The organism is Pseudotamlana haliotis (genome assembly GCF_008806375.1).
GTDB classification, from domain to species: domain Bacteria; phylum Bacteroidota; class Bacteroidia; order Flavobacteriales; family Flavobacteriaceae; genus Pseudotamlana; species Pseudotamlana haliotis.
Window position 1 is genome coordinate 56,578 of the sequence record NZ_WAAT01000041.1, and the last position, 22,858, is coordinate 79,435.

At 34.8% G+C, this 22,858-nt stretch carries 13 protein-coding genes; 3 read left to right on the forward strand and 10 right to left on the reverse strand.

All coding sequences use genetic code 11. The annotated features are described in order from the left end of the window. Nucleotides 1-179 precede the first annotated feature (179 nt). From nqrF to F6U93_RS07930, 3 genes are all read left to right on the forward strand, one after another. Nucleotides 180-2,507: an NADH:ubiquinone reductase (Na(+)-transporting) subunit F gene (gene nqrF / locus F6U93_RS07920; RefSeq protein ID WP_150938566.1), complete on the forward strand. Its 2,328-nt coding sequence runs from the start codon at nt 180-182 to the stop codon at nt 2,505-2,507. Between the two features lie 66 nt (nt 2,508-2,573). Then, nucleotides 2,574-3,248 carry a creatininase family protein gene (locus tag F6U93_RS07925; RefSeq protein WP_191963473.1) on the forward strand — a complete coding sequence of 225 codons (675 nt, stop codon included), beginning with the start codon at nt 2,574-2,576 and terminating at the stop codon, nt 3,246-3,248. Then, nucleotides 3,245-4,207, forward strand: coding sequence for an aldo/keto reductase (locus tag F6U93_RS07930; RefSeq protein ID WP_150938570.1), 963 nt, complete (start codon nt 3,245-3,247; stop codon nt 4,205-4,207). The genes F6U93_RS07925 and F6U93_RS07930 overlap by 4 nt, the downstream gene beginning before the upstream one ends. Before the next feature lie 368 nt (nt 4,208-4,575). Here F6U93_RS07930 and F6U93_RS07935 read toward each other — a convergent pair whose 3' ends face one another. From F6U93_RS07935 to F6U93_RS07980, 10 genes are all read right to left on the reverse strand, one after another. Then, entirely contained in the window at nt 4,576-6,303 is a 1,728-nt protein-coding gene (locus tag F6U93_RS07935) for a hypothetical protein (RefSeq protein ID WP_150938572.1), read from the reverse strand. 22 nt (nt 6,304-6,325) lie between these two features. After that, nucleotides 6,326-7,990: a SusD/RagB family nutrient-binding outer membrane lipoprotein gene (locus F6U93_RS07940; protein WP_150938574.1), complete on the reverse strand. Its 1,665-nt coding sequence runs from the start codon at nt 7,988-7,990 to the stop codon at nt 6,326-6,328. Between the two features lie 3 nt (nt 7,991-7,993). Continuing rightward, nucleotides 7,994-11,179 carry a SusC/RagA family TonB-linked outer membrane protein gene (locus F6U93_RS07945; RefSeq protein WP_150938576.1) on the reverse strand — a complete coding sequence of 1,062 codons (3,186 nt, stop codon included), beginning with the start codon at nt 11,177-11,179 and terminating at the stop codon, nt 7,994-7,996. A 659-nt stretch (nt 11,180-11,838) separates the two neighbouring features. Then, nucleotides 11,839-13,068 carry a glycoside hydrolase family 88 protein gene (locus tag F6U93_RS07950; RefSeq protein WP_150938578.1) on the reverse strand — a complete coding sequence of 410 codons (1,230 nt, stop codon included), beginning with the start codon at nt 13,066-13,068 and terminating at the stop codon, nt 11,839-11,841. 25 nt (nt 13,069-13,093) lie between these two features. Next, entirely contained in the window at nt 13,094-14,746 is a 1,653-nt protein-coding gene (locus tag F6U93_RS07955; RefSeq protein ID WP_150938580.1) for an MFS transporter, read from the reverse strand. A gap of 6 nt (nt 14,747-14,752) precedes the next feature. After that, nucleotides 14,753-17,053: a GH36-type glycosyl hydrolase domain-containing protein gene (locus F6U93_RS07960; RefSeq protein WP_150938581.1), complete on the reverse strand. Its 2,301-nt coding sequence runs from the start codon at nt 17,051-17,053 to the stop codon at nt 14,753-14,755. Between the two features lie 19 nt (nt 17,054-17,072). Next, nucleotides 17,073-19,454, reverse strand: coding sequence for an alpha-L-rhamnosidase-related protein (locus F6U93_RS07965; RefSeq protein ID WP_150938583.1), 2,382 nt, complete (start codon nt 19,452-19,454; stop codon nt 17,073-17,075). A 45-nt stretch (nt 19,455-19,499) separates the two neighbouring features. Then, on the reverse strand, nt 19,500-20,996 hold the full coding sequence (locus F6U93_RS07970) for a sialate O-acetylesterase (RefSeq protein WP_150938585.1): 1,497 nt from the start codon (nt 20,994-20,996) through the stop codon (nt 19,500-19,502). Nucleotides 20,997-21,017: 21 nt separating this feature from the next. After that, nucleotides 21,018-21,854: a polysaccharide lyase gene (locus F6U93_RS07975; protein WP_150938587.1), complete on the reverse strand. Its 837-nt coding sequence runs from the start codon at nt 21,852-21,854 to the stop codon at nt 21,018-21,020. Between the two features lie 5 nt (nt 21,855-21,859). Further along, on the reverse strand, nt 21,860-22,846 hold the full coding sequence (locus tag F6U93_RS07980) for an alpha/beta hydrolase fold domain-containing protein (protein ID WP_150938589.1): 987 nt from the start codon (nt 22,844-22,846) through the stop codon (nt 21,860-21,862). Nucleotides 22,847-22,858 lie beyond the last annotated feature (12 nt).

A 22,858-nucleotide genomic window follows, 5' to 3' on the forward strand; every position in this document is an offset into this window, starting at 1 on the left:
AACAATAAAACCAACAAAACGTCCATTGTTCCGAATACCCTATTCTTCTATGTTTGTAAAGCATGAAAAGTTTAAACTATTTCACTTGAAATCTATGGATTACACTCAAGAAATATTTTTGAAAACCAAAATATCCAGAGAGAAACAGGCATCGATAGACCAAAAACAAAGCTCATAACATGATCGAATCACAACCAACCATTGAGACTAAAAATAGAATCAAAACATCGAGACAAGTATCAAGTCAACCACATATATCAAAACCATTAGACTATTCTCTAACCGGAAAAGATGCCACACGTGCTATAGAGCTAGGTCTAGCTGAAGCAGACTGGTATCAAAGCCCTATTCCTCGCAAAGCTATGCGAGAACTTTTAGTTAGAAAAGACGGTCCAGCCATAAGAGATACTCTATTACTTCTAGTGATTCTAATGGGTACTGCTTTTTGTACCGTTTTATTATGGGGAACATGGTGGGTTTTAATTCCGTACCTTATTTATGCTGTATTCTATGGTACTAGCTCTGATTCTAGATGGCATGAATGTGCTCATGGCACCGCTTTTAAAACAGATTGGATGAACAATATCGTTTATGAAGTGTCATCATTTATGGTTATGCGTGAATCTGTAGTATGGCGCTGGAGCCACACAAGACATCACAGCGATACCATTATTGTTGGACGTGATCCAGAAATTCAAGTACCAAGACCACCAAGTATTTCAAATTTCATACTCTCAATTTTTAACATTGGAGTTTATAAGTCTTATTACCCAAGTATTATAAGACATGCCTTTGGTCATATTTCAGAAGCTGAAAAAACATATATTCCTAAAAGCGAATTTGGTAAGATTTATAGAAATGCTCGGATATACGTAGCTCTATACCTCGCCATTGTATGCTTCTCTATTGTAATATCCTCGTGGATCCCCATATTTTTATTTATACTTCCTCATATTTTTGGAACCTGGTTGATGATAGTTCATAACACGACCCAACATGCCGGTTTAGCTGAAAATGTGTTGGATCATCGATTAAATTGCAGAACAGTATATATGAATCCAATTAGTAGGTTTATTTATTGGAACATGAACTACCATATAGAACATCATATGTTTCCTTTAGTGCCATACCACGCACTACCAAAATTACATAAAATTATAAAAGATGATTGCCCTCCCGTTTATACTTCAATTTATGATGCCTGGCAAGAAATTATACCAACTATATTAAAACAAGTAAAAGAGCCTTCATATTATGTAAGACGTAAGCTTCCAGCATCTAAGAATAAAATATTAGAAGGTATTGTAAAGTCAAACGTAACTCCAGATTCTAAAGGATGGGTAGAAGTTTGCCCTGAAAAGGAGCTGGGTACAGAAGATATTATTCGTTTTGATCACACACAAAAAACATTCGCTCTATACCGTAATGATCAAGGCTGCCTTTTTGCTACAGATGGCATTTGTACGCATGGAAACACACATTTGAGTGAAGGATTAATTAAAGGGAATATTATAGAATGCCCTAAACACAATGGCCGCTTTAACATAGAAGATGGAGCTCCTGCTCGTGCTCCCATATGCCAAGGTCTTGCTACTTATCCTGTTGAAAAAAGGGAAAATAAAATCTGGCTTAACATTAAAAACCCAGGAGGCGCAGGCAAAAAGAACAACAAAACTTATAAACTTCGGGTAGTAAGCAATAAAAATGTTTCAACCTTTATTAAAGAGCTTGTATTAGAACCACAAATTGAGACTGAAAAAATAAAATATGAACCTGGTGATTATATTCAGTTTGAGATTCCTAAATACGATAAAATACAATTTGATCAATTCGATATTCCAGAACCTTATGCTTCCGTTTGGAACCATCAGCATATTTTTAATCTTTCTAGTTCAAATCATGACGATCAACGATTTAACAACTATTCTATGGCTAGCAATAGCTTAAAAGAAGGTCGTCTTAAATTCAATGTTCGTATTGCAACGCCTCCACCAGGACAAGATTGCCCTCCTGGCATTGGGTCGAGTTATCTATTTAATCTAAAACCAGGAAATACAATAACAGCTCGAGGAAGTTTTGGTGATTTTCACATAAAACCTACGCATAAAGAAATGGTCTACATTGGTGGCGGTGCAGGAATGGCTCCTATTAGATCACATATTGCCCATTTATTTGAAAATGAGCTCACTCACAGAAAAATAAGTTACTGGTATGGAGCACGATCTAAACAGGAAATTTTTTATAACGACTATTTTGATGAAATTGAAAAGGCTAACAAAAATTTTGAATTTAATATAGCACTTTCTGAACCCCTCGAACAAGATAATTGGACTGGAGAAACAGGTTATATTCATCATGTCGTTTATAAAACCTATTTGCAAAATCATCCCAACATTAAAGCCGTAGAGTTTTACCTCTGTGGACCTCCAATGATGATTAAAGCGTGTACTAAAATGCTTAATGAACTAGGAGTCGTGCCAAGCCAAATTGCTTTTGATGAATTTTAAGGAGTAAAGTTTATGAATAATAACAAAAATAGCGAGCACACAGTTAAATGGGGGTTTTATCAACAAATGAGACCCGTACAAATTGAATCAATTCATTCGAAAACCCCAATTGCTTACTTGCCGTGGGGTGCTATAGAATATCACGGAAAACACAACCCAATTGGGCTAGATAGTACTAAAGCTCTAAATATGACGGTAGATTTAGCAAAAATAACAGGTGGACTTGTTTTTCCAACAGTTCATTTAGCCGCAAATCTAATAAAATCCTACCCTGGAGTTGATTTTCCAAAGCATTCCATAGAGTTCTCAGAAAAGTTAATTCGGAATATCTGTGAGGAATATTTTGAACAACTGGTATTACAAGAATTTAAAATCATTGTATTGTTATGCGGTCATGCTGGCGAACCTCATCTAGACATATTAAAAACGGTAGCTAAAGCATTTAATCAAAAATATCCTGATAAATATTTTTGGGCTTTCGCCGAATTTGAAGTTATACCAAAAGAATTATTAATAGCAAATCATTCCGCTTTAGGCGAAACCTCATTGCAGCTTTATTATGCGCCTGAAACGGTAAATCTTGAAGCTTTACCCAAAGACAGAATTATAAGTCTAGAACAAGATGCGGTCTCAGGCAGTGACCCGCGTTTAGCGACAAGTGCACATGGTGAAAAAATAGTAAAATCATATATAAAAAATGCTTCTAAATTTATGGAAGCTTTAATACAAAAATATTTATGAAATATAGAAAGTTAGGACGTACTGGAATAGAAGTTAGCGAAATTAGCCTTGGTACATGGGCCTTTGGAAACAATGTTTATGGTGGAGTTGATGAAAATACAGGTATAGAAACTATACATGCTGGTATTGATTTAGGAGTAAATACATTTGACACAGCTCCTCAATATGGTACACCAGAACAAGATGGTGTCGCAGAAATTGTGTTAGGAAAAGCCCTTAAAGGTAAGCGAGACAAGGTACATATTTCAACCAAATTTGGCAGAAACCCTACTATAGATCATGGTGCCTCAAAATTTTATAAATCGCGTATCGTTGACTCTGTAGAAGAGAGCCTTAAACGACTACAAACCGATTATATTGATGTGTTGTTTTTCCATTCCCCTTTTTCTCCATCAGAAATAAATGATGATGTATGGGAAGGTATTGAGCAGGTTAAAAAACAAGGAAAAATACGTTGTATAGGTCATTCGATCTCCATGTTTCAACAAACGGAGGATATGGCTCGTCTTTGGGCAAAAGAGAAAAAAATAGATGTTATTCAAGTTGTGTTAAGCCTCATGAACAAGGAATCTCAACAGTTAATTGAAGAACTTCAAGAATATCCTATTGGGGTTTTTGGCAGAGAATCTTTGGCTAACGGTTTTTTATCAGGATTCATCAATAAAGACACGGTGTTTCCTGCAGGCACTCTTAACTCACGATATTCTCGAAATGAAATTATTGAAAGAGTCGATCAAGTAAATGCTTTTAAGTTTTTAATTCGAAATGATATTAAAAATATGCCACAAGCTGCATTACGCTGGGTTTTAGATCAAAAAGGTATCTCCACGGTATTATCGGGCGCTAAAAATATAAAAGAATTAGAAAGTGCTGTTTCTGCCTCAGAAGCTAGTCCTTTTACCAAAGAGGAGTTACAAATGGCAAAAACCATGCTAAAGAAAAATTTTGAAGCCGCTTAAGTTCATTTAGTACAAAATAATCCTTGTAAGTTTTAAAATCTCAGGTTAATTTCTAACCTGAGATTTTTTTTGCTTTAAATCAAAGCGGTTATATGACTCATCTATCTATCTATCTATCTAAAAACACAACCAAAAGACACTAACCACCTAAAAAACAACATGATTTATCAATTTTAGTCGCATTACTAATTTTAAATCAATAATTGAAAGATGACTATTAAAGCTGTTCATTAATGGGCCAAAAACAACTTAAAAAACACTCAAAAAAATAACCCTGAACAATAAATTGCCCAGGGTTAAACTCGCTTTTTCGCTACTTATTTCAAAAAACAAATAGCTAATTATTAGAGTTAGTCAAAATTAAAATTTTATTTATTTTCATAGGTAACTGTTAGTATTGGTGCTGTTGCTCCAGATTCTCCAGCATCAAATTGCAAGTGTGCCCAAGTATCTAAATCATTTCTATTAGCACTTATTCTAAGGAACATAAATTCCCCTGCACTAGCACCATTTTCATATAAATTATTCATATAAGTTCCTAGATTTGCACCAGATGCATCATCCATAACAAATTCTCCAACTGGATCTCCGTTTTTAATAAAGCCTTTTTGAATACCTGTTGCATTACCATCAGTATCATATGCTCCTAGAAAGAAATCTGAAGCTAAAACTTCTGAAGAAACCCTAGGCTGAATGGCATAAACATCATACTCTACAGTAATCCAAGAATTGTTGTTTTTAACATTTACCTTTAATACCGCAGATTTCACTTTTTTATCAGCTGGCAAATCAGGTAAAGCAAACGGCATAACGCCAACTACGTGATCATTTCCACCAACACCGGTGTCAACATGACCTCCAAATAACTGAAACCAGGATGGATCAATAGCCCCATTACCCCAAATCGTTGCATCGGCTAAATCTACATTAACATCGAAAGCGGCATTAGGGTCCACCACTTCAATGGCGAAATCTAAGTTAGATGACTCTGCGCTATTGGTAGCTACTATTGTAATATCATAAAGACCTAAATCACAACCGCCACAATTAGAATAAGGGTTAAAAGAAATCGTTCCTTTACCAAATCCATGGTCAATAAATTGAGCAAAACGTGGTAAATTATTGGCTTGTAAAATAATATTTCCTCCTAATGGATCTACAGCTTCAATGTCCACATCTAAAGTATTACCTTCTGCAAGTACAGCATCATTGACATCAAGAAAAACTGGAGCTTGGTTTTGTGTATGCGTGGTGATTTCCATGTTTAAAATTCTATGCGTACCAGGATCTGCAATATTAAAGTCTCCGGCTACCATAGACCAGTAGTCTAAGTGGGTAATTTTACGTCTAAATTTATAGTCTTTACCTATTTCTACTACGTTACCGCCCTGTACATTTGCATAAATGTCATAGCTCATAGTAACTACATCGATATCCATTTTTACATGATAAGTAAAGCCAGCATGGTACTCTAATTCATTATCTGCTCCATACCCTGTATCATTAAAAGCATCTATTTTACCTGAAGGGTTTAACCTAACAATACATGAATTGTTTGAATATGTTGTAGCTACACCATCTAACACACCTACAATACCATCCATATTATCTTTACTAGGAATCATATCAAACTCTACCGTAAAGGTTCCCGTTTGAGTGCCTTGAGGAATTAATACAGATTGCCACTCGTTAACTTTACTTGTAAACCCATCAAGATTACCTCGAAAATTGAATACAATCTCTTTCTGATAACCAGAAGGCCTTGTAGCTACAAAATTAATTCTTCGAGATTCTTCTTTTGTTGGTGCGTAAGTAAAATCTACATTAGTACTTAACACCTCTCCCGTAGCGTCATCAATCCAGGCAACACTAGTATCATCTTTAGGCGACACTTGTAATTTTAAATCTAAAGTTTCTCCTATTAAAACATCATATCCTTCCCAAGCTATCCCGGAAACATCATCTCCTTCTCCCCAGAAATATACCGTTAAATCTTTATCAGATAATTCAGGATTATTAGCGTCATCATTACTACATGATAGCACACCAATAAGTAAAGCGCAAAAAATTAAAGTTATATATTTATTTATTTTCATAATGCTCGTTTTATTATTTATCTTAGATTTCTACGCCTCTAGTTAAACTACCATCCCACCAAACAGGTGCTCCCCAAAAGTTAACACCATTATCTAAGTGCTCTTCTAAGTTCTCTCTATTAAAGTTCATCTCTGTATTTGGGTAAGGAAATCTTCTTGGAATTAATCCATTTAATGCCTGATCTGTATAGGCATTATCTGTTGTTGGTTTTAATTTTGGAAAACCTGATCTTCTCCAATTAGCGAAACCTTCAATACCATTGTAAAAGTTATTTACATAATGCTGCATATTAATCGCTTCTAACTTATCTGGTGTATTATTCCATAAATTCTCTGCATAAACATCTGCATTTAGGTTTAAATTAGGTTCTGCTTCCAAAATGTATACCAGTTCGTCAATATTAGCAAAAACGGCATTTTTATAATGTGTTTTTGCATCTCCTCCCGAAGTACTCCAACCTCTTTGAGCAGCTTCTGCCAACCAAAGTTCTACCTCAGAATATGACTGGTAAATAGAAGGCATATCAATACGTGTTAAATGTCTTCTTACTTGCAGAGATTTAAAGAACTTGTTGATTTGTACTGTTCTACCATTTTTCTGCACATATCGTGGTGACCAAATATCTGCTGGAGCACCTTCTGGAGCTTCCCATAAAAAATACCCTGGCGCATAGCCTTCAATCCCACCGTATTTAGCAAAATATTCTTCAGTTATTTCTACACTTGTTTCTGTTGAAGATTTAGAATTGTATCTTGAAATAGCATCTTCCTCATAGGCAGCATACATTCCAAACATCATCATCAATCTTGGGTCATTATTATCACGTAGATAAGCTATATAGGTTTCACAAGACACCATAATTTCCTCAGAGAAATTTTGAACCTGAGAAAACCCATTTCCTCTAATTTCTGGCGCACCACTTGTACTTACGTTATAATTACCGTGATCTACTGCAGCGGCATCTTCTACACTTTGCATAACACCGGCATTAATAGCGGCTACAGATTCACTTTGTGCTTTCGCCGGATCCACATTTATTAGCCTCATGGCATACCTTAAGCGTAAAGAATTAGCAAATTTTCGCCATTTATCTACATCTCCATTATAAATTAAATCTCCTTCTAAAGCTAAAGAACTATCAAGTTGTGCAGCTGCCTCTTTTAATTCAATAAAGAAATCATTGTAGATATCTTCTTGTTTATCATAGGCAGGATGCAAATTATCTTCTCCTCCTTGTGCTCCAGATTCAAAGTATGGTAAATCTCCGTATGTATCTGTCAATTGAGCAAAAATCATTACTTTAAGAATTCTACCTACAGCAGCATAATTAACATATTCTGGCGTTTTTTCAGCTTCTTGTATAGCCAAAATTAGATCATTTATTTCTCTATAAGAGCTCTTCCACATAAACTCCATATAACTTACATCTAATTTATAAGCCTGTCCATGCGATATTGTCCATCCATCTGAAACCATTTGCATGATAGACATATGGTAAGCAGCTAAAGATCTCCATTGTGTTTCACGATCTCCAGAGTAACTGGTTTGTACTTTAGAAATTAATGATTTTGGATTGGCTGTTGTAGATGTTGTAGGATCAACGTTTAAATCGTTAAAATCATCACATCCAGTGATTAGTGTTACAAACAACACCAAGGTTGTTACTATATATATTTTTGTTTTCATCTTTTAAAATTTTGCTGTTAAGTTAAACCCGTAGCCCTGTCTTTGTGGTAACGAACCATATTCATACCCTTGTCCGTTACTAATGCTATACGTAGATTCAGGATCAATATTTGGCACATTAGAATAAATTAACCATAAGTTTCTACCTATCAATGAAAATGTTAGTCCTTTTAGAAAACCTAACTGTTTTAACACTGCTGGATCTAATGTATAAGACAAGGACAATTCTCTAAGTTTTACATACGATGCATCATAAACAAACGGTTCTATAATGTGCGCATTGGCTACATTACCCCAATATTCTCTAGGGTCTACATAAACATCATTAGCTCTATAACTTGGATCTCCATTACTATCAACACCATCTTCTATAACCCCCTGAGCAAGATATCCTCCTGTAGCAACCCAATTACCAGCTGTTATACCTGCATTTTCTCTTTCTAATTCTGACTGACTCCAACCTTCTCTTCCTTCTAAAGTAGCAACATGTGCACCTTGCTGATGTAGCTTTTGGTTGGTCATTGACAATAAATCTGCTCCAGATTTCATTTGAACTAATGCTCTTAATTTAAAACCTTTATACTGAAACGTATTGGTGATACCTCCAGTGAATTTATATTGACCATTACCCAAAGTGACTTGTTCATCCGATCTCACTGGCATACCGTTAACATCCATAATAGGTGTTCCATCTGCTGTACGCTTAAAATCGTAACCTACAATATCTCCATAAGAACCTCCTTCATCGGCAGTAATTAATGAACTAATCCAATCTGCTCTAGCTAATGTTTGACGTTTTGCATCATCGTGTAACTTAACAATTTGGTTCTCATTATTTGCAAAATTGAATGTTAAATCCCATCTAGCATTTTCAGTTTTCACTGGTACGATATTTAGCATAACTTCCCATCCCTTGTTATTGATTTCACCAGCATTAATACTAGCATATTCAAATCCGTTAGCATTAGAAATAGGAATATTCATGATTTCATCGAAAGTCGTTTGGTTATAGTAAGTAACATCTAAACCAACTCTCCAATTTAATAATTTAGCATCTAAACCAAACTCATACCCTTTTGTTCTTGAAGGGTTGATGTTTGTAAAATAAGTACTTCCATTTACAGTTGAAAAATTGGCCCCATTAGATGAATAAGGAAAATCAAAGTATCTATTATTAGCATAAGGATCTGTATCGCCCCCAACTTCTGCATAAGACGCTCTTAACTTGGCATACGGTAAAAATTTACCACTCATGTTTTCAATGGCTTTTGTAACTACAAATGCTCCTGTAACAGAAGGATAAAAATAACTATTGTTTCCTTGCTTTAAAGTAGAAGACCAATCTTGTCTTCCTGTAACATCAACAAAAAGATAATCTTTAAACCCTATGTTAGCAAAACCATAAATAGATCGAACTTCTTTTCTAGGGTTTTCTGCCGCAATAACATACTCATTATAGTTATTAATAGATATAACATTTTCTGCGCCTTGATTTTTACCTAAAATAGTATTCGTTTCATTTTCAAAATGCATTAAATTACCTCCAAAACTTCCTCCTAAAGTCCAGTTATCATTTAATTCTTTATTAGCCGAAAACAAAAACTCTGTATTAGATTCAGTTGTTTTTGAGTCTATTTCTCTCATTTCTCCCCACTCTGCTAGAGGTGTGGTTAATGGAGAAAAGTTATAATAATCATAATTAAAAGTATCTACCCCTGATTTGAATTTAAAATTTAACCAATCGGTCATTTCATATGTTAAAGAGGCATAACCAAGCACTCTATTCTTCTTCGATTCATTTTTCATATGATACAATGAAAAATAAGGATTAATTATTCTTGTTGAAGAATTCCAGAACACATAATCTCCATTGGCATCAACGGCACTATCTTCTAACCATTCTTGATCAATATTACCAGGTAATCCAAGTAATGCTAAAGCCGTATTAGCTCCAGAATAACCTAAATATGGTCTGTTTCCAACATCTTCTACAGAATAATTAACTTTAGCATCAACACTAAGTTTTTTCCACATTTTCATTGTTCCTCTTAAAGAGAAATTATTTCGATGCAATCCACTATTAGGCACAATATCATCCATGCTAACATCTGAAGCCGAAAATCTAAAATTTGCATCCTGATTTCCGCCAGAGAAAGCAATTGTATTTTGAGCTGTATGACCTGTTTTAAAAAAGGATTTAATATGATTTTTTTTCAAACCATAATCTCTAATTTGACCATCAAAAGAAATGAACTCTAAATCTGGATCCATTTTACCCCCCCAGCTCCACATTCCTGTAGCATCTCCAACATCTTTTGGGGGTGTTTTTATACCCTGACCGTAAACATGTTGCACATCTTCATATTCTCCAACAACCTGATCAAAAGTAAGGTTTGATGAAAAGTCAATATTAAATTTTGACTTGGTATTATCCTTAAATGATTTTGTGGTAATTAAAATAACCCCATTACCACCTCTTGAACCATAAAGTGCAGCTGCAGCCGGTCCCTTTAATACAGACATGGTTTCAATGTCATCTGGGTTAATGGAAGAAATACCATCCCCTAAATCTTGTCCGCCGTATTGACCAGCTTGCCCAAAAGTATTATTATCCATTGGTACGCCATCAATAACATACAATGGCTGATTTGAACCATTAAATTTAGTGTTCCCTCTAATTATTACCTTTGAGGATCCTCCGGGCCCCGTATTAGGTTGAGCGATATCAACTCCTGCCACTTTTCCCGCTAAGGAGTTTACCGCATTAATACTTTTAATTTCGGCAAGACCTTCGCCATCAACTTTAGATATCGCATATCCTAAAGATTGTTCTTTACGGCTTATCCCTAGGGCTGTTACAACAACGTCATCCAGTTTCTCTACAGATTCAACTAATTGAACGTTAACGATCTTATTTGCTCCAACCGTTCGTTTTACATCTGTATAGCCCACATAGCTAAATACAAGTACGTCGCCTACTTTAGCGCTAATAGTATAGACACCATCAAAATTAGTAGTAGTTCCGGTAATGGTGTTAGCAATTATAATGTTTACACCCGGTATAGGCATATCATCTTCGGTTGAAGTAACACTTCCTGTAATTTGAACTTCTTGAGCTTCTAAATCAAAAAAACCCGTGGTCATAAAAACACAGAGAAACATCATGAATTTAAAATGTTTAATTTCCATAAAAAATTTAGTTTAAGTTGTTAAAAATATTTTACGGCTCTTAATGAAAAGTTAAAATTAATGCCGAAAAATAAAATAGTTTAGTTAATAATCTGGTGAATTACTGCTTCAAATATATATAAAACAAACTCGATTCCTACTGAATTTTAAGCCTCTCAAACGAAAAAAGACAAAACTTACAAAGGTTTAAACAGATCGTACAAAATATCAAATCGATAAAAATCACCTCAAATAATCATCTTATTGCAATAAAATAAGCATAAAAACTACTTTTCATCACTTACTAAATTATGGATTTATATAAAAAATTAAATTTTATTCCAAGTCGCAAGACATGTCTTTTATAAATACCTCAATTAATTTCCGTTTTTCGATCTCAAAAACATCATGCTTTAAACTTGTTAAAAAAAACTTAAAATTTTAATCTCTAGACGACATTAATTTTGAACCACACACTAAAAAAATATAAGTTATTACCTGTTGGAGCTATTTCTTTTGAGTGAGATTTTTTTTAAAAGCAACCTAATATTCATAAAAACAAAAAACACAGTACACCACACATTTTTATGGAGTTTATATGAAATAAAAAAGGGTTAAATTATAAATAATTTAACCCTTAACTCCTTAACTCTTAATTAAAGAGCATGATTAGCTACTAATCAGATATTACGCCATTTTAATAGGGCTTCAAGGAAATAGTAATCTGCATAATTTAAAGGTGCATCAGTTTCGTTGTTCTCATGAAAGTTTCCAACGCTATGCATTAACAAAAAGTTTCCATTTTCACCTTGTTTTGCCAGATATGCTTTAGAAGATAGGTTTCTTAATACAACCTCTGAATACTCTAGATATTGAGATTTATTTTCTTTGTCAAATTTTTGAAGTTCTAACAAGGCTGAAGCCACTACAGCTGCAGCTGAAGCATCTCTAGGAATCTTCTCGCTACTTGTGGCATCATAATCCCAATAAGGAATATAGTCATTAGGTGTTTTATCATTTGTCATAATAAAATGAGCTATCTGTCTAGCTTGATTTAAAAACTCCACTTTTCCTGAATGTTTATAGGCTTCTGTATAGCCATATAAACCCCATGCCTGACCTCGAGCCCAAGATGATTCGTCTGAAAAGCCTTGAAAATTAACCTTATTACGAACTTTACCTGTTATATGATCATAATCTACAATATGATAACAACTGTAATCTTCTCTATATTGATGCACTATAGTTGTGCTAGCATGTGCGTTGGCTATACCTGAGTACAGGCTATCTGAAGTATGTTTTGTTGCTTGATATAATAAATTAAGATTCATCATATTATCAATAATAACAGGCATATCAAGTCCTTTACCTTGAATCCATGGCGCATCGGTATCCCACGACTGAATTACCTTTGCAACCGGACGGTAACGTGTACTCAATGATTTCGCTGCTTCAATAACAGCTTCTTTATAGGCCTCTTTTCCGGTTAACCTATAGCCATGCCCAAAAGAATTTTGTATCATAAAACCAACATCATGATTCCATTTTACGAATTGAGCGGAATCTAAAGCTGCTGTAAATTTTTCAGCCTCAACTTTCCACTTCTCCTTTTTAGTCTGCTCAAAAAGAAACCAAAGCGATCCAGGAAAAAAGCCACTAGTCCAATCTTCTTTATAGGCCATTCTATAACTTCCATCAGCATTAATACTTCTAGGGTTTAATAATGGGGAGATGGTATCTATTTTACTAATTAAATCAGTGTATTGATCTTCTGCTACAGCAAAAACTCTTGCTATTAACGCCTCTTTTGTTTCTACCTGTGGTGCTTCAACTTTATTTTGTTTTTTACATGACGACATCAACATTATTAAGCAACAAAGCGCCGTTAAATATTTTATCTTCCAAATCATATCTATATTTTTATTAAAATTTTTATTAATTAGAGCGTGCTCTTCTTGCATTCAACTCCCCTTCTATCTCATCCATGGTTTTATTATCAAGTTGATAAAAATTCATAACTCCAGCTACAATAAAACTACCAGCTGCAGGAATTAAACTCACCATTAAAAGGATACCTGTAGCAGCTTCTGGTGTTTGTGTGGTATTAGCTCTAAACCCGTAATAGGCCAATATCCACCCTGCAAGAGCAGCGCCTAAGGTGAGTCCAAATTTTTGAGCCATAGTTGAAGCCGACATGATTAAACCTGTTGCACGCCTGTTATTTTTCCATTCGGAATAACTCGCTGTATCGGTATACATTGCAAACAAAATAGGAGCTGGAGGGCCTGATGCAAGACTGACAATAATATTTAAAGCAAATATCATTGTAATATTAGATTTATCTACAAAGAAAAATAAAGCAGTAAAAGTACCTGCTATAAGTTGACACCAAATAACCACCTTTTTCTTCCCAAACCTATTACACAGTTTTTCTGTAAAAGATATGGCAATTATGGTAACAATGGTTCCAGAAACTAAAAATGAACTTACCAAAGATTCATCTCCAATGTAATATTTAAAGTAGTACATAACCGAACCATAACGTATGGCTACATAAGCCAAACTTATCACGCCAACTACTAATAAAATAAGCCAAGGTTTATTATTCAATAAATCTTTAATATCACTTTTAATATCTGACTTTTGTTCTTTGGAAGGAGAAACCCGTTCCTTGGTTGTAAAAAACGTTGTTAAAAACATGATTACCGCCATAAGTCCAAAAACGATCATAACCCCCTGAAATCCTTTAGCTTCATTAACAACTTGAACGTTTAAATTTGTTAGTGGCACATCACTATCAAAGATAGTTTCTGGGCTTAATTCGTAACGTCCAAACCCTTCTTCGAGGTACAAAATGTCTGTAGTGGTATCAATCTCACCTTTTAGGTCTTCACGATACACGATTACAGTCTTATTTTTGGTTATAACATCATCTTCATCTAAACCTGCATTTAGCACCAATTTGGATGCTCCAACACCATTTTCAGTGATAACAATTTGATTGTTCACCATATCTGCCGAGAAGACCTCAACATCGTCCATACCTATACTATTAACTAATGGCAGGGTTAAAGCTTGAACTAACAAACCTCCTGTAAAAGCAAACATAAACCGGTACTGCGAAAAACTAGCACGCTGAGAAGGACTGGCCGAAATTACCCCCATAAGTGAGGAATAAGGGATATTAATCGCGGTATACACCATCATCATAAGTGTATATGACACGTAAGCATAAACAATTTTACCGGATAAACTAAAATCTGGCGTGGTAAAAGTAAGTACGCCAACCAAGGCGAAAGGCAATGCAAGCCATAAAATGAAAGGTCTAAATTTCCCCCATTTCGTATTGGTTCGATCTGCAATAATACCCATAACAGGATCATTAATAGAATCCCAAATTTTAGTTATTAAAAACATGGTTCCAACAACTGCCGCAGGCAAACCAAAAATATCTGTATAAAAATAGAGTTGAAAAATCATTAAAGTTTGCCACACCAAATTTGAAGCGGTATCTCCAAGACTAAAACCTATTTTTTCCTTAATGGATATGTTTTCAGTCAAATCCACATTTTGCTTATCTAAACCCATAAATTCTTAGTTGTTTATTGCGAGTTGCAAATCAATAATAACTTCTTTTTTAGGTAAGCCAGAAACAGGAACTTCAATAAAGGCATCTGTTAATTCAACACCATCTACCAATACCATGTCATCAATTCCTCTTTTAATTGTGACTTTAAAAGTTGTTCCTCTAAAAATTCTTTTATAAGAGACTTCATTCCAGTAAGAAGGAATTTGAGGTTCAATTCTAACGCCTTTTAAAGTACGCTTAAACCCTAAAAGATTATCAAAACAGTTTAGCATATTCCAAGCCACCGTACCCGTTCTCCATGGATCATCAGACACGTTTCTCTCCTTACGCAAAGCAGATGGCCCTACATAACTATTTGGTTGTGCGTATGGCTCAGATTTTTCTTCGGAAGGCAGTATTCTCTTAAAAGTTTCAAAAGCCTTATCATTTCTTCCTGCAGCATAATCTGCAGCAATTTTAAAAGAAGCAGCATGGCAATACACATTTCCATTTGTAAAGTTACCTTGAGGTATTCCTGTAATAGAACCAATGTCTTTGTTATACTTAGTAAACGGTGGCCAATTATGTACCGGACCAACAATGGTATCAACCATAGGTTCCACTTTTTTCATAATAGTTTTGTACTTATCAGCATCAATTATACCTGCAAGTACCGCCCAAGATTGCGGATTAATAAAAACCTGACCTTCTTCTGAGGCGTTATTTCCAACTTTATTTCCAGAATCGGTAAATGCATAAATAAAATGATCTTCATCCCAACCATGGTCTAAAATATTTTGTTTTATTTCATTGTATCGTTTTACACATTGTTGTTCTATTTTTTTATCACCTTTCCAACCTGCTATTTTTTCAATTAACTTTAAAGCTCTAGCTAAGGCTATACTCATCCAAACACCTTCGCCTCTGCCTTCTGCCCCTACTTTATCCATTAAATCATTCCAATCTCCATGTCTAATGAGTGCTAAACCATGTTCACCTCTATCCTGCCATAAAAAATCTAAAGCTTTTAAATTGTGTTCCCAAATAGTACCTTTTCCACTATCTGAATATTCAACCACACGATCAAGCATGGAAAGGTCTCCCGTTTCACAAAGTATTGAATATGTCGCATGACTTATCCAACTTGGTGAATCTGAATAGTGCTTATCTGCAGCTGCTACCTCCATGGATGAGACTCTAAAGGCTCTTGGACAAAATCCACTATTTTTTTGATTCTGAAGTGCTTTTTCCAACATTTCAAGGGCTCTACCAGAATCGATAATAGTAACACCAGCAGCATCTTGAAGGGTATCTCTATATCCTTTGAAATAAAACCTAGCCCAATCTGCCATAAGATGTAACTGATGTTTCATCCAAACATTAAACAGATTATTAAAATCGGTATCCGGAGTTTCTATTTCTGTAAGTCCTAATTTAGTCTTATTGGCTTTTACAATCTGCTTTAACTCTTCATCAATAAGAGCACTATTTGCATAGGTTGCCGTAAATTGGTCTGCTTCGGCTTCATCAAAAACAATTCCCATTACGAAATTGATGCGTTGTTTTCCCTCTCCAGATAATTTTAAATTATGCTGCAATGCTGAAACCATATACTCTGTGGAAGCATCACTATCATTTAATTTACCATTAACTATACATTCGGGCATTTCAAAACTAAGTTTCTCACCTAAAAATAGATCTTTACTAATATCAAAATGATCATATGGTACATCTGTATAAGTGAAGGCGCGGTATTTTTCGGTCATGACACTTACAGATCTGTTTCTAAAAAACAACCTTTGTTTTTCCTTATCATGGTAACCATCAACCGCAGAATTATAACCATACGTAAGATTAACGCCATCTAAAATGACTTTACATACACTAAAAACAGATATATCTCTTTGTCTATTGGACTCATTCTCTACATTTACAGACCATATCTCTCCCGCTTCCTTTCGTGGTACAAATATTTGAAAAGAGACTTTAATTCCATTTTTTTTACTCTCAAGATTCGTATAACCTAAGCCATGTGTGCAACTATATTCATCTAAACTTACATTGCATATACTTGGCGATGCGGACCAAACTTCCTTAGTTTCATTATCCCTTATATAAATATTTCTAGGTGCACTTCTATCATCTTGTTTACCAAAAAGGTTGGTAAGCACACCTCCTTCATTTTGGTACAAGGAAAAACCATTTAGGTTTTGCCCCACACTAGCTAAGTACGTAGGGTTCCATAACATATTGAACCAATCTCTAGGTGGCTGCGCATTTGTTATTTTGTACTCCAGACCATTATTATTAAAATTTCCGTATTTCATATCAATTTCTTTATTTTTTTTATAATGCTAACTTTTGTTGCCCTCCAATAAGCTGTACTTTTTTTCCTTGCCATTTAAAAACACCTTTAAGATTTTTAGGCAGTATTATTTGGGCTTCCATATTATTTCCGCTTTTAGAATAATTTAGGACTATTGTGCCTTGTGGATGCGGAAATTCAACATCAAGTTTATCTAATCGCCCTAAATTTGGCTCTATTATTACAGATTTAAATGAATGTTCTCCAGGGTATATGCCCGCAACAGTATGAATAAAATCAAAATTAGGACTAGAGCTCCAAGCATGACATTCTGATCTAGGATTTAAATCGGTTTCTCCATATGTGGTCATTCCTAAATCTATCATCCCTTCCCAAGACTCCAATAAATTAAGGTAATAGTCTCCCATTCCTACTTTTTGTAATGCCCTAAACAAGTAAAATTTAAAATAAATGGTTGCTTGAAATAAGGTTTTGTCATTTAATATTTTCAGCATGATATCAGACTGGCTTTCTTCTTTAAAAGTATCTGTTAATATGCCCATGATATTCGTATGTTGAGAAAATTCCTTTTTGTCTGGGGTTTCAGCAATAAGCCCTTTATCCGCATCAAAACACTTTTCTAAAACAGATTTCTTAATAATCTGAGATAAGTTTTTATATACTTTTACTTCATGGTCACAATTAAAATAGCTTAGAATCGCCTGAGCATGATTAAGAGTTTTTACAAACTGTAATGCAATATTCGCCGAATAACCATCATCTGCGCCTTGCGGAATACCACTAGGAAAATCTATAGTCCAATCTGTAAAATTCCACCATTTTAAATTGGTAAGCATACCTGTTTCATCTACTCTAGATTCAAACCACCCCATAACAGATTTAATTCCAGGAATGAATTGACGTAAAAATTCAGGATCATTTCTGTACATAAAATAGTCATAAATCATATCTACCCAAATCAAAGAAAAAGGTGGTATCATTTGAATAACGTTTGATGGGTAACGGCTTTGTGTTAATCCTTCAGAGGTTCTAGAATCATCAAATTGTTTTATCGCTTTGCGCATCAATCGGTCATCTCCAGAAACATATATCGATATTAATGATGCAATTTTGGTATCGCCTATATATTGTAAATTCTCATAATAGGCATCATAATACATCTCATCAGCAGAGTTTCTTAAAGTGCGCCACGCGGCATCCCAAATTTTGTCAAGGGAAGCCTCTCCAGTAATCACTTTTGCCTTCTCTTCAAATGGGTATGCGGTAAACACACCGTAATAATCTTCTAGAATTAAATCTTCATTTTTTGTAACTATTTCTAATTCAACAAATCTAAAAGTTCTTCTAGATAACGGTTTATATTTTCTATGATCTCCTCCATCAGCAATCAAAATATCATAATAGCCAAAAATGGATTTTCCCTCAAAATGGTTTCTATTCCCTTTTAAATCTAAGAGGTTTAAATTCCCATCTGAAACATTTTCACCAGGGCTTACCTCCTGTATTAAAGCTTCTGCATAGGTTATTTTTATCTCACAATCTTTACCTTTACTAAAGGTTAATTCGGGGTATCCTGTGGTATGGTAGGTTTGATCTATGAGAATTTTTACTTTAGAGTTTTTAGGCACAACCGTACAACCTTTCTCTTTTATAAATCCTTCGTCTTTTTTTATACCATCTACCCTAACAATTCCTGTAAAGCGTTCTACTTTTTCTTCCATAAAAGGAAGGGTTCTTGGCACTAAATGCCATGCACCACCATAAATAAAACCACGACCTACTGCAAACTCTGTAGTTGCACTTTTAGGTTTTAACCAACTTTTATCGTTAAAATCAATTTGCGTCCATCCCCAAGGATATTGCGAAGCATCAACGCGATCTCTAGGTCCCGCAGCATAATAAGCCCCCATCATTTCACTGGTTATATTCACTGGAGAAAATGCATGGTTTTTAATCACCTTCCAATCGGCACTACCTGTATTAATATCTAAGGCTAAATCTCGATCTGCCTGTAAAATAAAAGCGGTTTGGTGACTCACCTGAGACACACTTTTATACTCCCCAAAGTTCACTACTTCGGCAGCAATTACATTGCTTCCTTTTTTTAAATATTGTGCTATATCAATAGTCTCATAGCGTTGGTTTGCCGTGTCTCCAATGGATGGACCGTAACAAACACGTTCCCCGTTAACAAATAATCTATATCTATTGTCGGCAGATACAAAAACATGACATGAATCCATTTTTTCGTCTAAATTAAACACATGACGAAAAAGAAAAACCCCATAATCTAGTGTTGATTCTTGTGGATGTGTAATCCATTGAGCTTTCCATGAATATTTAAGCAAATCAATGTCTTTTCCTGACCCGTTTATTGTGACTTTTGATTCTGGTGTAATCATATATAAAAATTGTATTTTTATTTTTTAGAGGTTTATTTTTAATCCTTAAATTTTAGTTCGAAACGTTGATACCGGCAATCCCTTTTTTGACACTAAATTAGCTTCAGTGTAAGACTTCCATGCATACCTAACATATAGTGTTTTGTTATTTTTACTAGCGTACTTAAATGTCACTTTTTTACCTTGAATTTTAGGAGATATGCTTCTAAACTGCTTATTATCTTCACTAATTTCAAATCCAACAACTGCATTGCCATCTGATGTTTTCAAGCACTTAAAAGCACCTTTAAAATGAATAGTAAACTTGTTTTTTTTAACTGATATGCTATCAAACATAGGGCTTTCATAATTTTTTAGAATGTGATAAGTATCACCTAAAGCCATAAGTGCCAACCTTTCTCCTACAGGTTTTTTATTTTTAGCATGCGTATCTTGCCTGTCTCCAGCATCTGTAATAACAACCATTTTGGAATTAGGAACTTGGTTTAATAGCTCACTTTGTGCAAACCTAAATTCTGGCCAGGCCGGTCGGTCTTCCCTACTAGTAAGTTGAACATAGTAAAAAGGAAAATTAAGGTTCCAATCTGCTCTCCATGTTTTAACCATTTTAGAAAACATTGTTTTATATATCCCAGGACTTTCAGCATTAGACTCCCCTTGATACCAAATAACACCTTTTATAGGCGTGTGAATTAAAGGAAGAATGCCATTTTTGTAGTTGTAATTTGGCATCCACGGATGTTTTTGCTTTACTCCAGGGTTCTTCAAAGATATCTGCTTCTTTGCTACAGAAATCATAGCATCCTTTTCGTCTTCTTTATCAACCCAACGTTGTTCTACATAGTTTGAAATTACCGAATCTTGCTTAATATCTTTTCTTGAAAGCCAAGACTCAATTGGAGATCCAGGAACGGCATTGTGAATAATCCCTATAGGTACATCTAATTCTTCTTGAAGCTTCTCTGAAAAATAATAAGCCACTGCAGAGAAATATAATACGTTCTCGGGGGTCACTTTCATCCACCCCTGTGTGTTAAAATACTGATTGTTTTGAATTTTATCTAATTCCTCTAAGGTATGAACCCCATCCTTTCCAGTAGGAAACGTGGGCTTCATATAATATAATCTGATGTTTGGGTTATTGGCATTTTTGGCTACACGATCGCCATCTAATGTTCTTTTTAAATCCAGGTGCATGTTTGACTGTCCTGAAGCCAACCAGACTTCACCAATAAGAATCTCGTTAAGGGTAATGGACTCCTTTTCTGATTGCACTAGTAAAGTAAAGGGGCCTCCTGCCTCATAAGCTTTGAAATTAACCCGCCATGCTCCTTGATTATCAGAATATGTTGAAATTGTGTCACTACGAAAAATCACTTCTACTTTAGTTTCTGGTTTTGCCAGACCCCAAACAGGAATGTTTTGCTGACGTTGTAATACCATTTTACTCGAGAATATAGCATCTAATTTCAGCGTGTTCTGAGCAAAAGAAAACATCGTACTAAGCAACAAAACAAGTAGTAAAGTAGGTTTAAATTTCATGTTAATCTGGTAATATTATTTTTAGAATTCTGGTTTTAGTTTTGTGACTTTTATTTTATCAAATAAGGCAAACGAGTCATTTTGCGGAGACCAATCATCTGACGCTCCTCCATGAAAAGTTGAAAAATAGAAGGAGTCTATTTTGCCTTGATCCCATAAACGGTATCGAACATTTGTGTTATTTATAACTTCAGTGCCATCTATCCAGACTTGCATAATGCCATTGGATAAATTGTTCTCATTAAGTTTAATTCTTTGTGTTAAGCGGTACCATTTACCTGTTTCAAAGCTAATTCCCGATTTCACGGCATCTCCATATTTTGATGACATATCGATAAAATAAAAATAGACGATAGCCTCTGCTTTCTTCACCCACATATAACGTGCACTCCAACCTTCGCCATTATCGGGATGGTGTCCTCCAGTATAAGTAGAACCTCCACTAGTTAGACCTGGTAATTTTCCTCCTTGTCTAAAATCAAAACCATTCTCAAAAAACACATAATAATCTAAGTAATATTCATTGGAAGCTGGTAATGTTTTTATAAATTGAATACCGTTTGTTTGCGGACCAACAGTACCTTTTGGGTAGTCTGCTTTTAATACGTGACCGTTTTTAGCTGAAGGATCTTCAACAATATGAGCTCTATTATCAAGCAAAGCCCAATCAATTTTTCCGCCTTCTTCAATCAAATTTTGTTTCGTGTAACTACCTAATTTAGCCGAATCGAAATTCAATTCAAAAATAACATCCTGACTCGTTTCTGGAGATATTTCCTCTTGACTTACAGATGTTTGAGAACACGCTGTAAACACAAAACTTTGTATAGCTAAAAATATTAATATTGCTTTCTTCATTTTTTTTAATTGTTAATACCGAAATGTTTCAAAATAAAATCTTTGGTGTTTTTAACTGCCATTTTTGATTCTGGTAGTTCATAATGTCCTTGCCAAACATGCCACATGCCCTCATAGACATCCAACTCTACCACCTTATTATTTTCCTTAAGTTGACGATACATTCTAATCGAATTACTTAAAAAAATCTCTTTACTTCCTACTTGGATTAGAGTTGGTGGAAATGCCTCTGAAAAATCGCCGTAAACTGGTGATACATATGGGTTTTTCCATTCTTGCTTTGGTGCATAAGCTTCCGCACAGTTTTCTAAAAACCCTTTATACACCAAATTAGGATCTGTATTTTTTAGAGTATAGTAGGAGTCTCCTATTTCGTCTAAATCCAACCAGGCAGACCACAAGACAACAACCTTTGGCAAGGCTATATTAAAATCTCTTAATTTTAATATAGCTCCAGCCGCAATTGCTCCTCCAGCAGAATCGCCATAAATGGCAATATTCTCTGGATCATACTGTTCCAATAAAGCTTTGTATGCCTGAATCACTTCATCAATAATTTGATTATACTTCGCTTTTGGAGCCAAAGTATAATCAATTGAAATAATTCTTAACCCACTAGCTTCTGCCAAAGGAATACTTGATAACAATGTAACATCGGCAGGATAAAAAGTAAAAGCGCCACCATGAATATAAATAATAATATGTTGTGACTCTTTATATTCTTTTGGTTTTACATCAATGGCTCTTATACCCCCCAGGTAGATGGTTTCTACCTGAGGTTGATATAGTTCTAATATTTTTGGTAATGCCTTTGCAGCGTCAATTTCTAGTTCTTTTTGTTTCTTTTCCCAAACTTCAATTGATGCCTGAGCTGCTGGAACTTTTGCCGCATTTCTGCTTTCTAAGGTCCAACTTTTAAGCATAGTCTTTGCCTCATTAGAAATAGTTATAGGTATATGCGCATACTTGTTATCATAACTCTCTGAGTTCATTCCTATCTTTAA

Coding starts and splice junctions, on each gene's coding strand:
- nqrF (WP_150938566.1), top strand. CDS start 180: ATGATCGAATCACAACCAACCATTGAGACTAAAAATAGAATCAAAACA.
- F6U93_RS07925 (WP_191963473.1), top strand. CDS start 2,574: ATGAGACCCGTACAAATTGAATCAATTCATTCGAAAACCCCAATTGCT.
- F6U93_RS07930 (WP_150938570.1), top strand. CDS start 3,245: ATGAAATATAGAAAGTTAGGACGTACTGGAATAGAAGTTAGCGAAATT.
- F6U93_RS07935 (WP_150938572.1), bottom strand. CDS start 6,303: ATGAAAATAAATAAATATATAACTTTAATTTTTTGCGCTTTACTTATT.
- F6U93_RS07940 (WP_150938574.1), bottom strand. CDS start 7,990: ATGAAAACAAAAATATATATAGTAACAACCTTGGTGTTGTTTGTAACA.
- F6U93_RS07945 (WP_150938576.1), bottom strand. CDS start 11,179: ATGGAAATTAAACATTTTAAATTCATGATGTTTCTCTGTGTTTTTATG.
- F6U93_RS07950 (WP_150938578.1), bottom strand. CDS start 13,068: ATGATTTGGAAGATAAAATATTTAACGGCGCTTTGTTGCTTAATAATG.
- F6U93_RS07955 (WP_150938580.1), bottom strand. CDS start 14,746: ATGGGTTTAGATAAGCAAAATGTGGATTTGACTGAAAACATATCCATT.
- F6U93_RS07960 (WP_150938581.1), bottom strand. CDS start 17,053: ATGAAATACGGAAATTTTAATAATAATGGTCTGGAGTACAAAATAACA.
- F6U93_RS07965 (WP_150938583.1), bottom strand. CDS start 19,454: ATGATTACACCAGAATCAAAAGTCACAATAAACGGGTCAGGAAAAGAC.
- F6U93_RS07970 (WP_150938585.1), bottom strand. CDS start 20,996: ATGAAATTTAAACCTACTTTACTACTTGTTTTGTTGCTTAGTACGATG.
- F6U93_RS07975 (WP_150938587.1), bottom strand. CDS start 21,854: ATGAAGAAAGCAATATTAATATTTTTAGCTATACAAAGTTTTGTGTTT.
- F6U93_RS07980 (WP_150938589.1), bottom strand. CDS start 22,846: ATGAACTCAGAGAGTTATGATAACAAGTATGCGCATATACCTATAACT.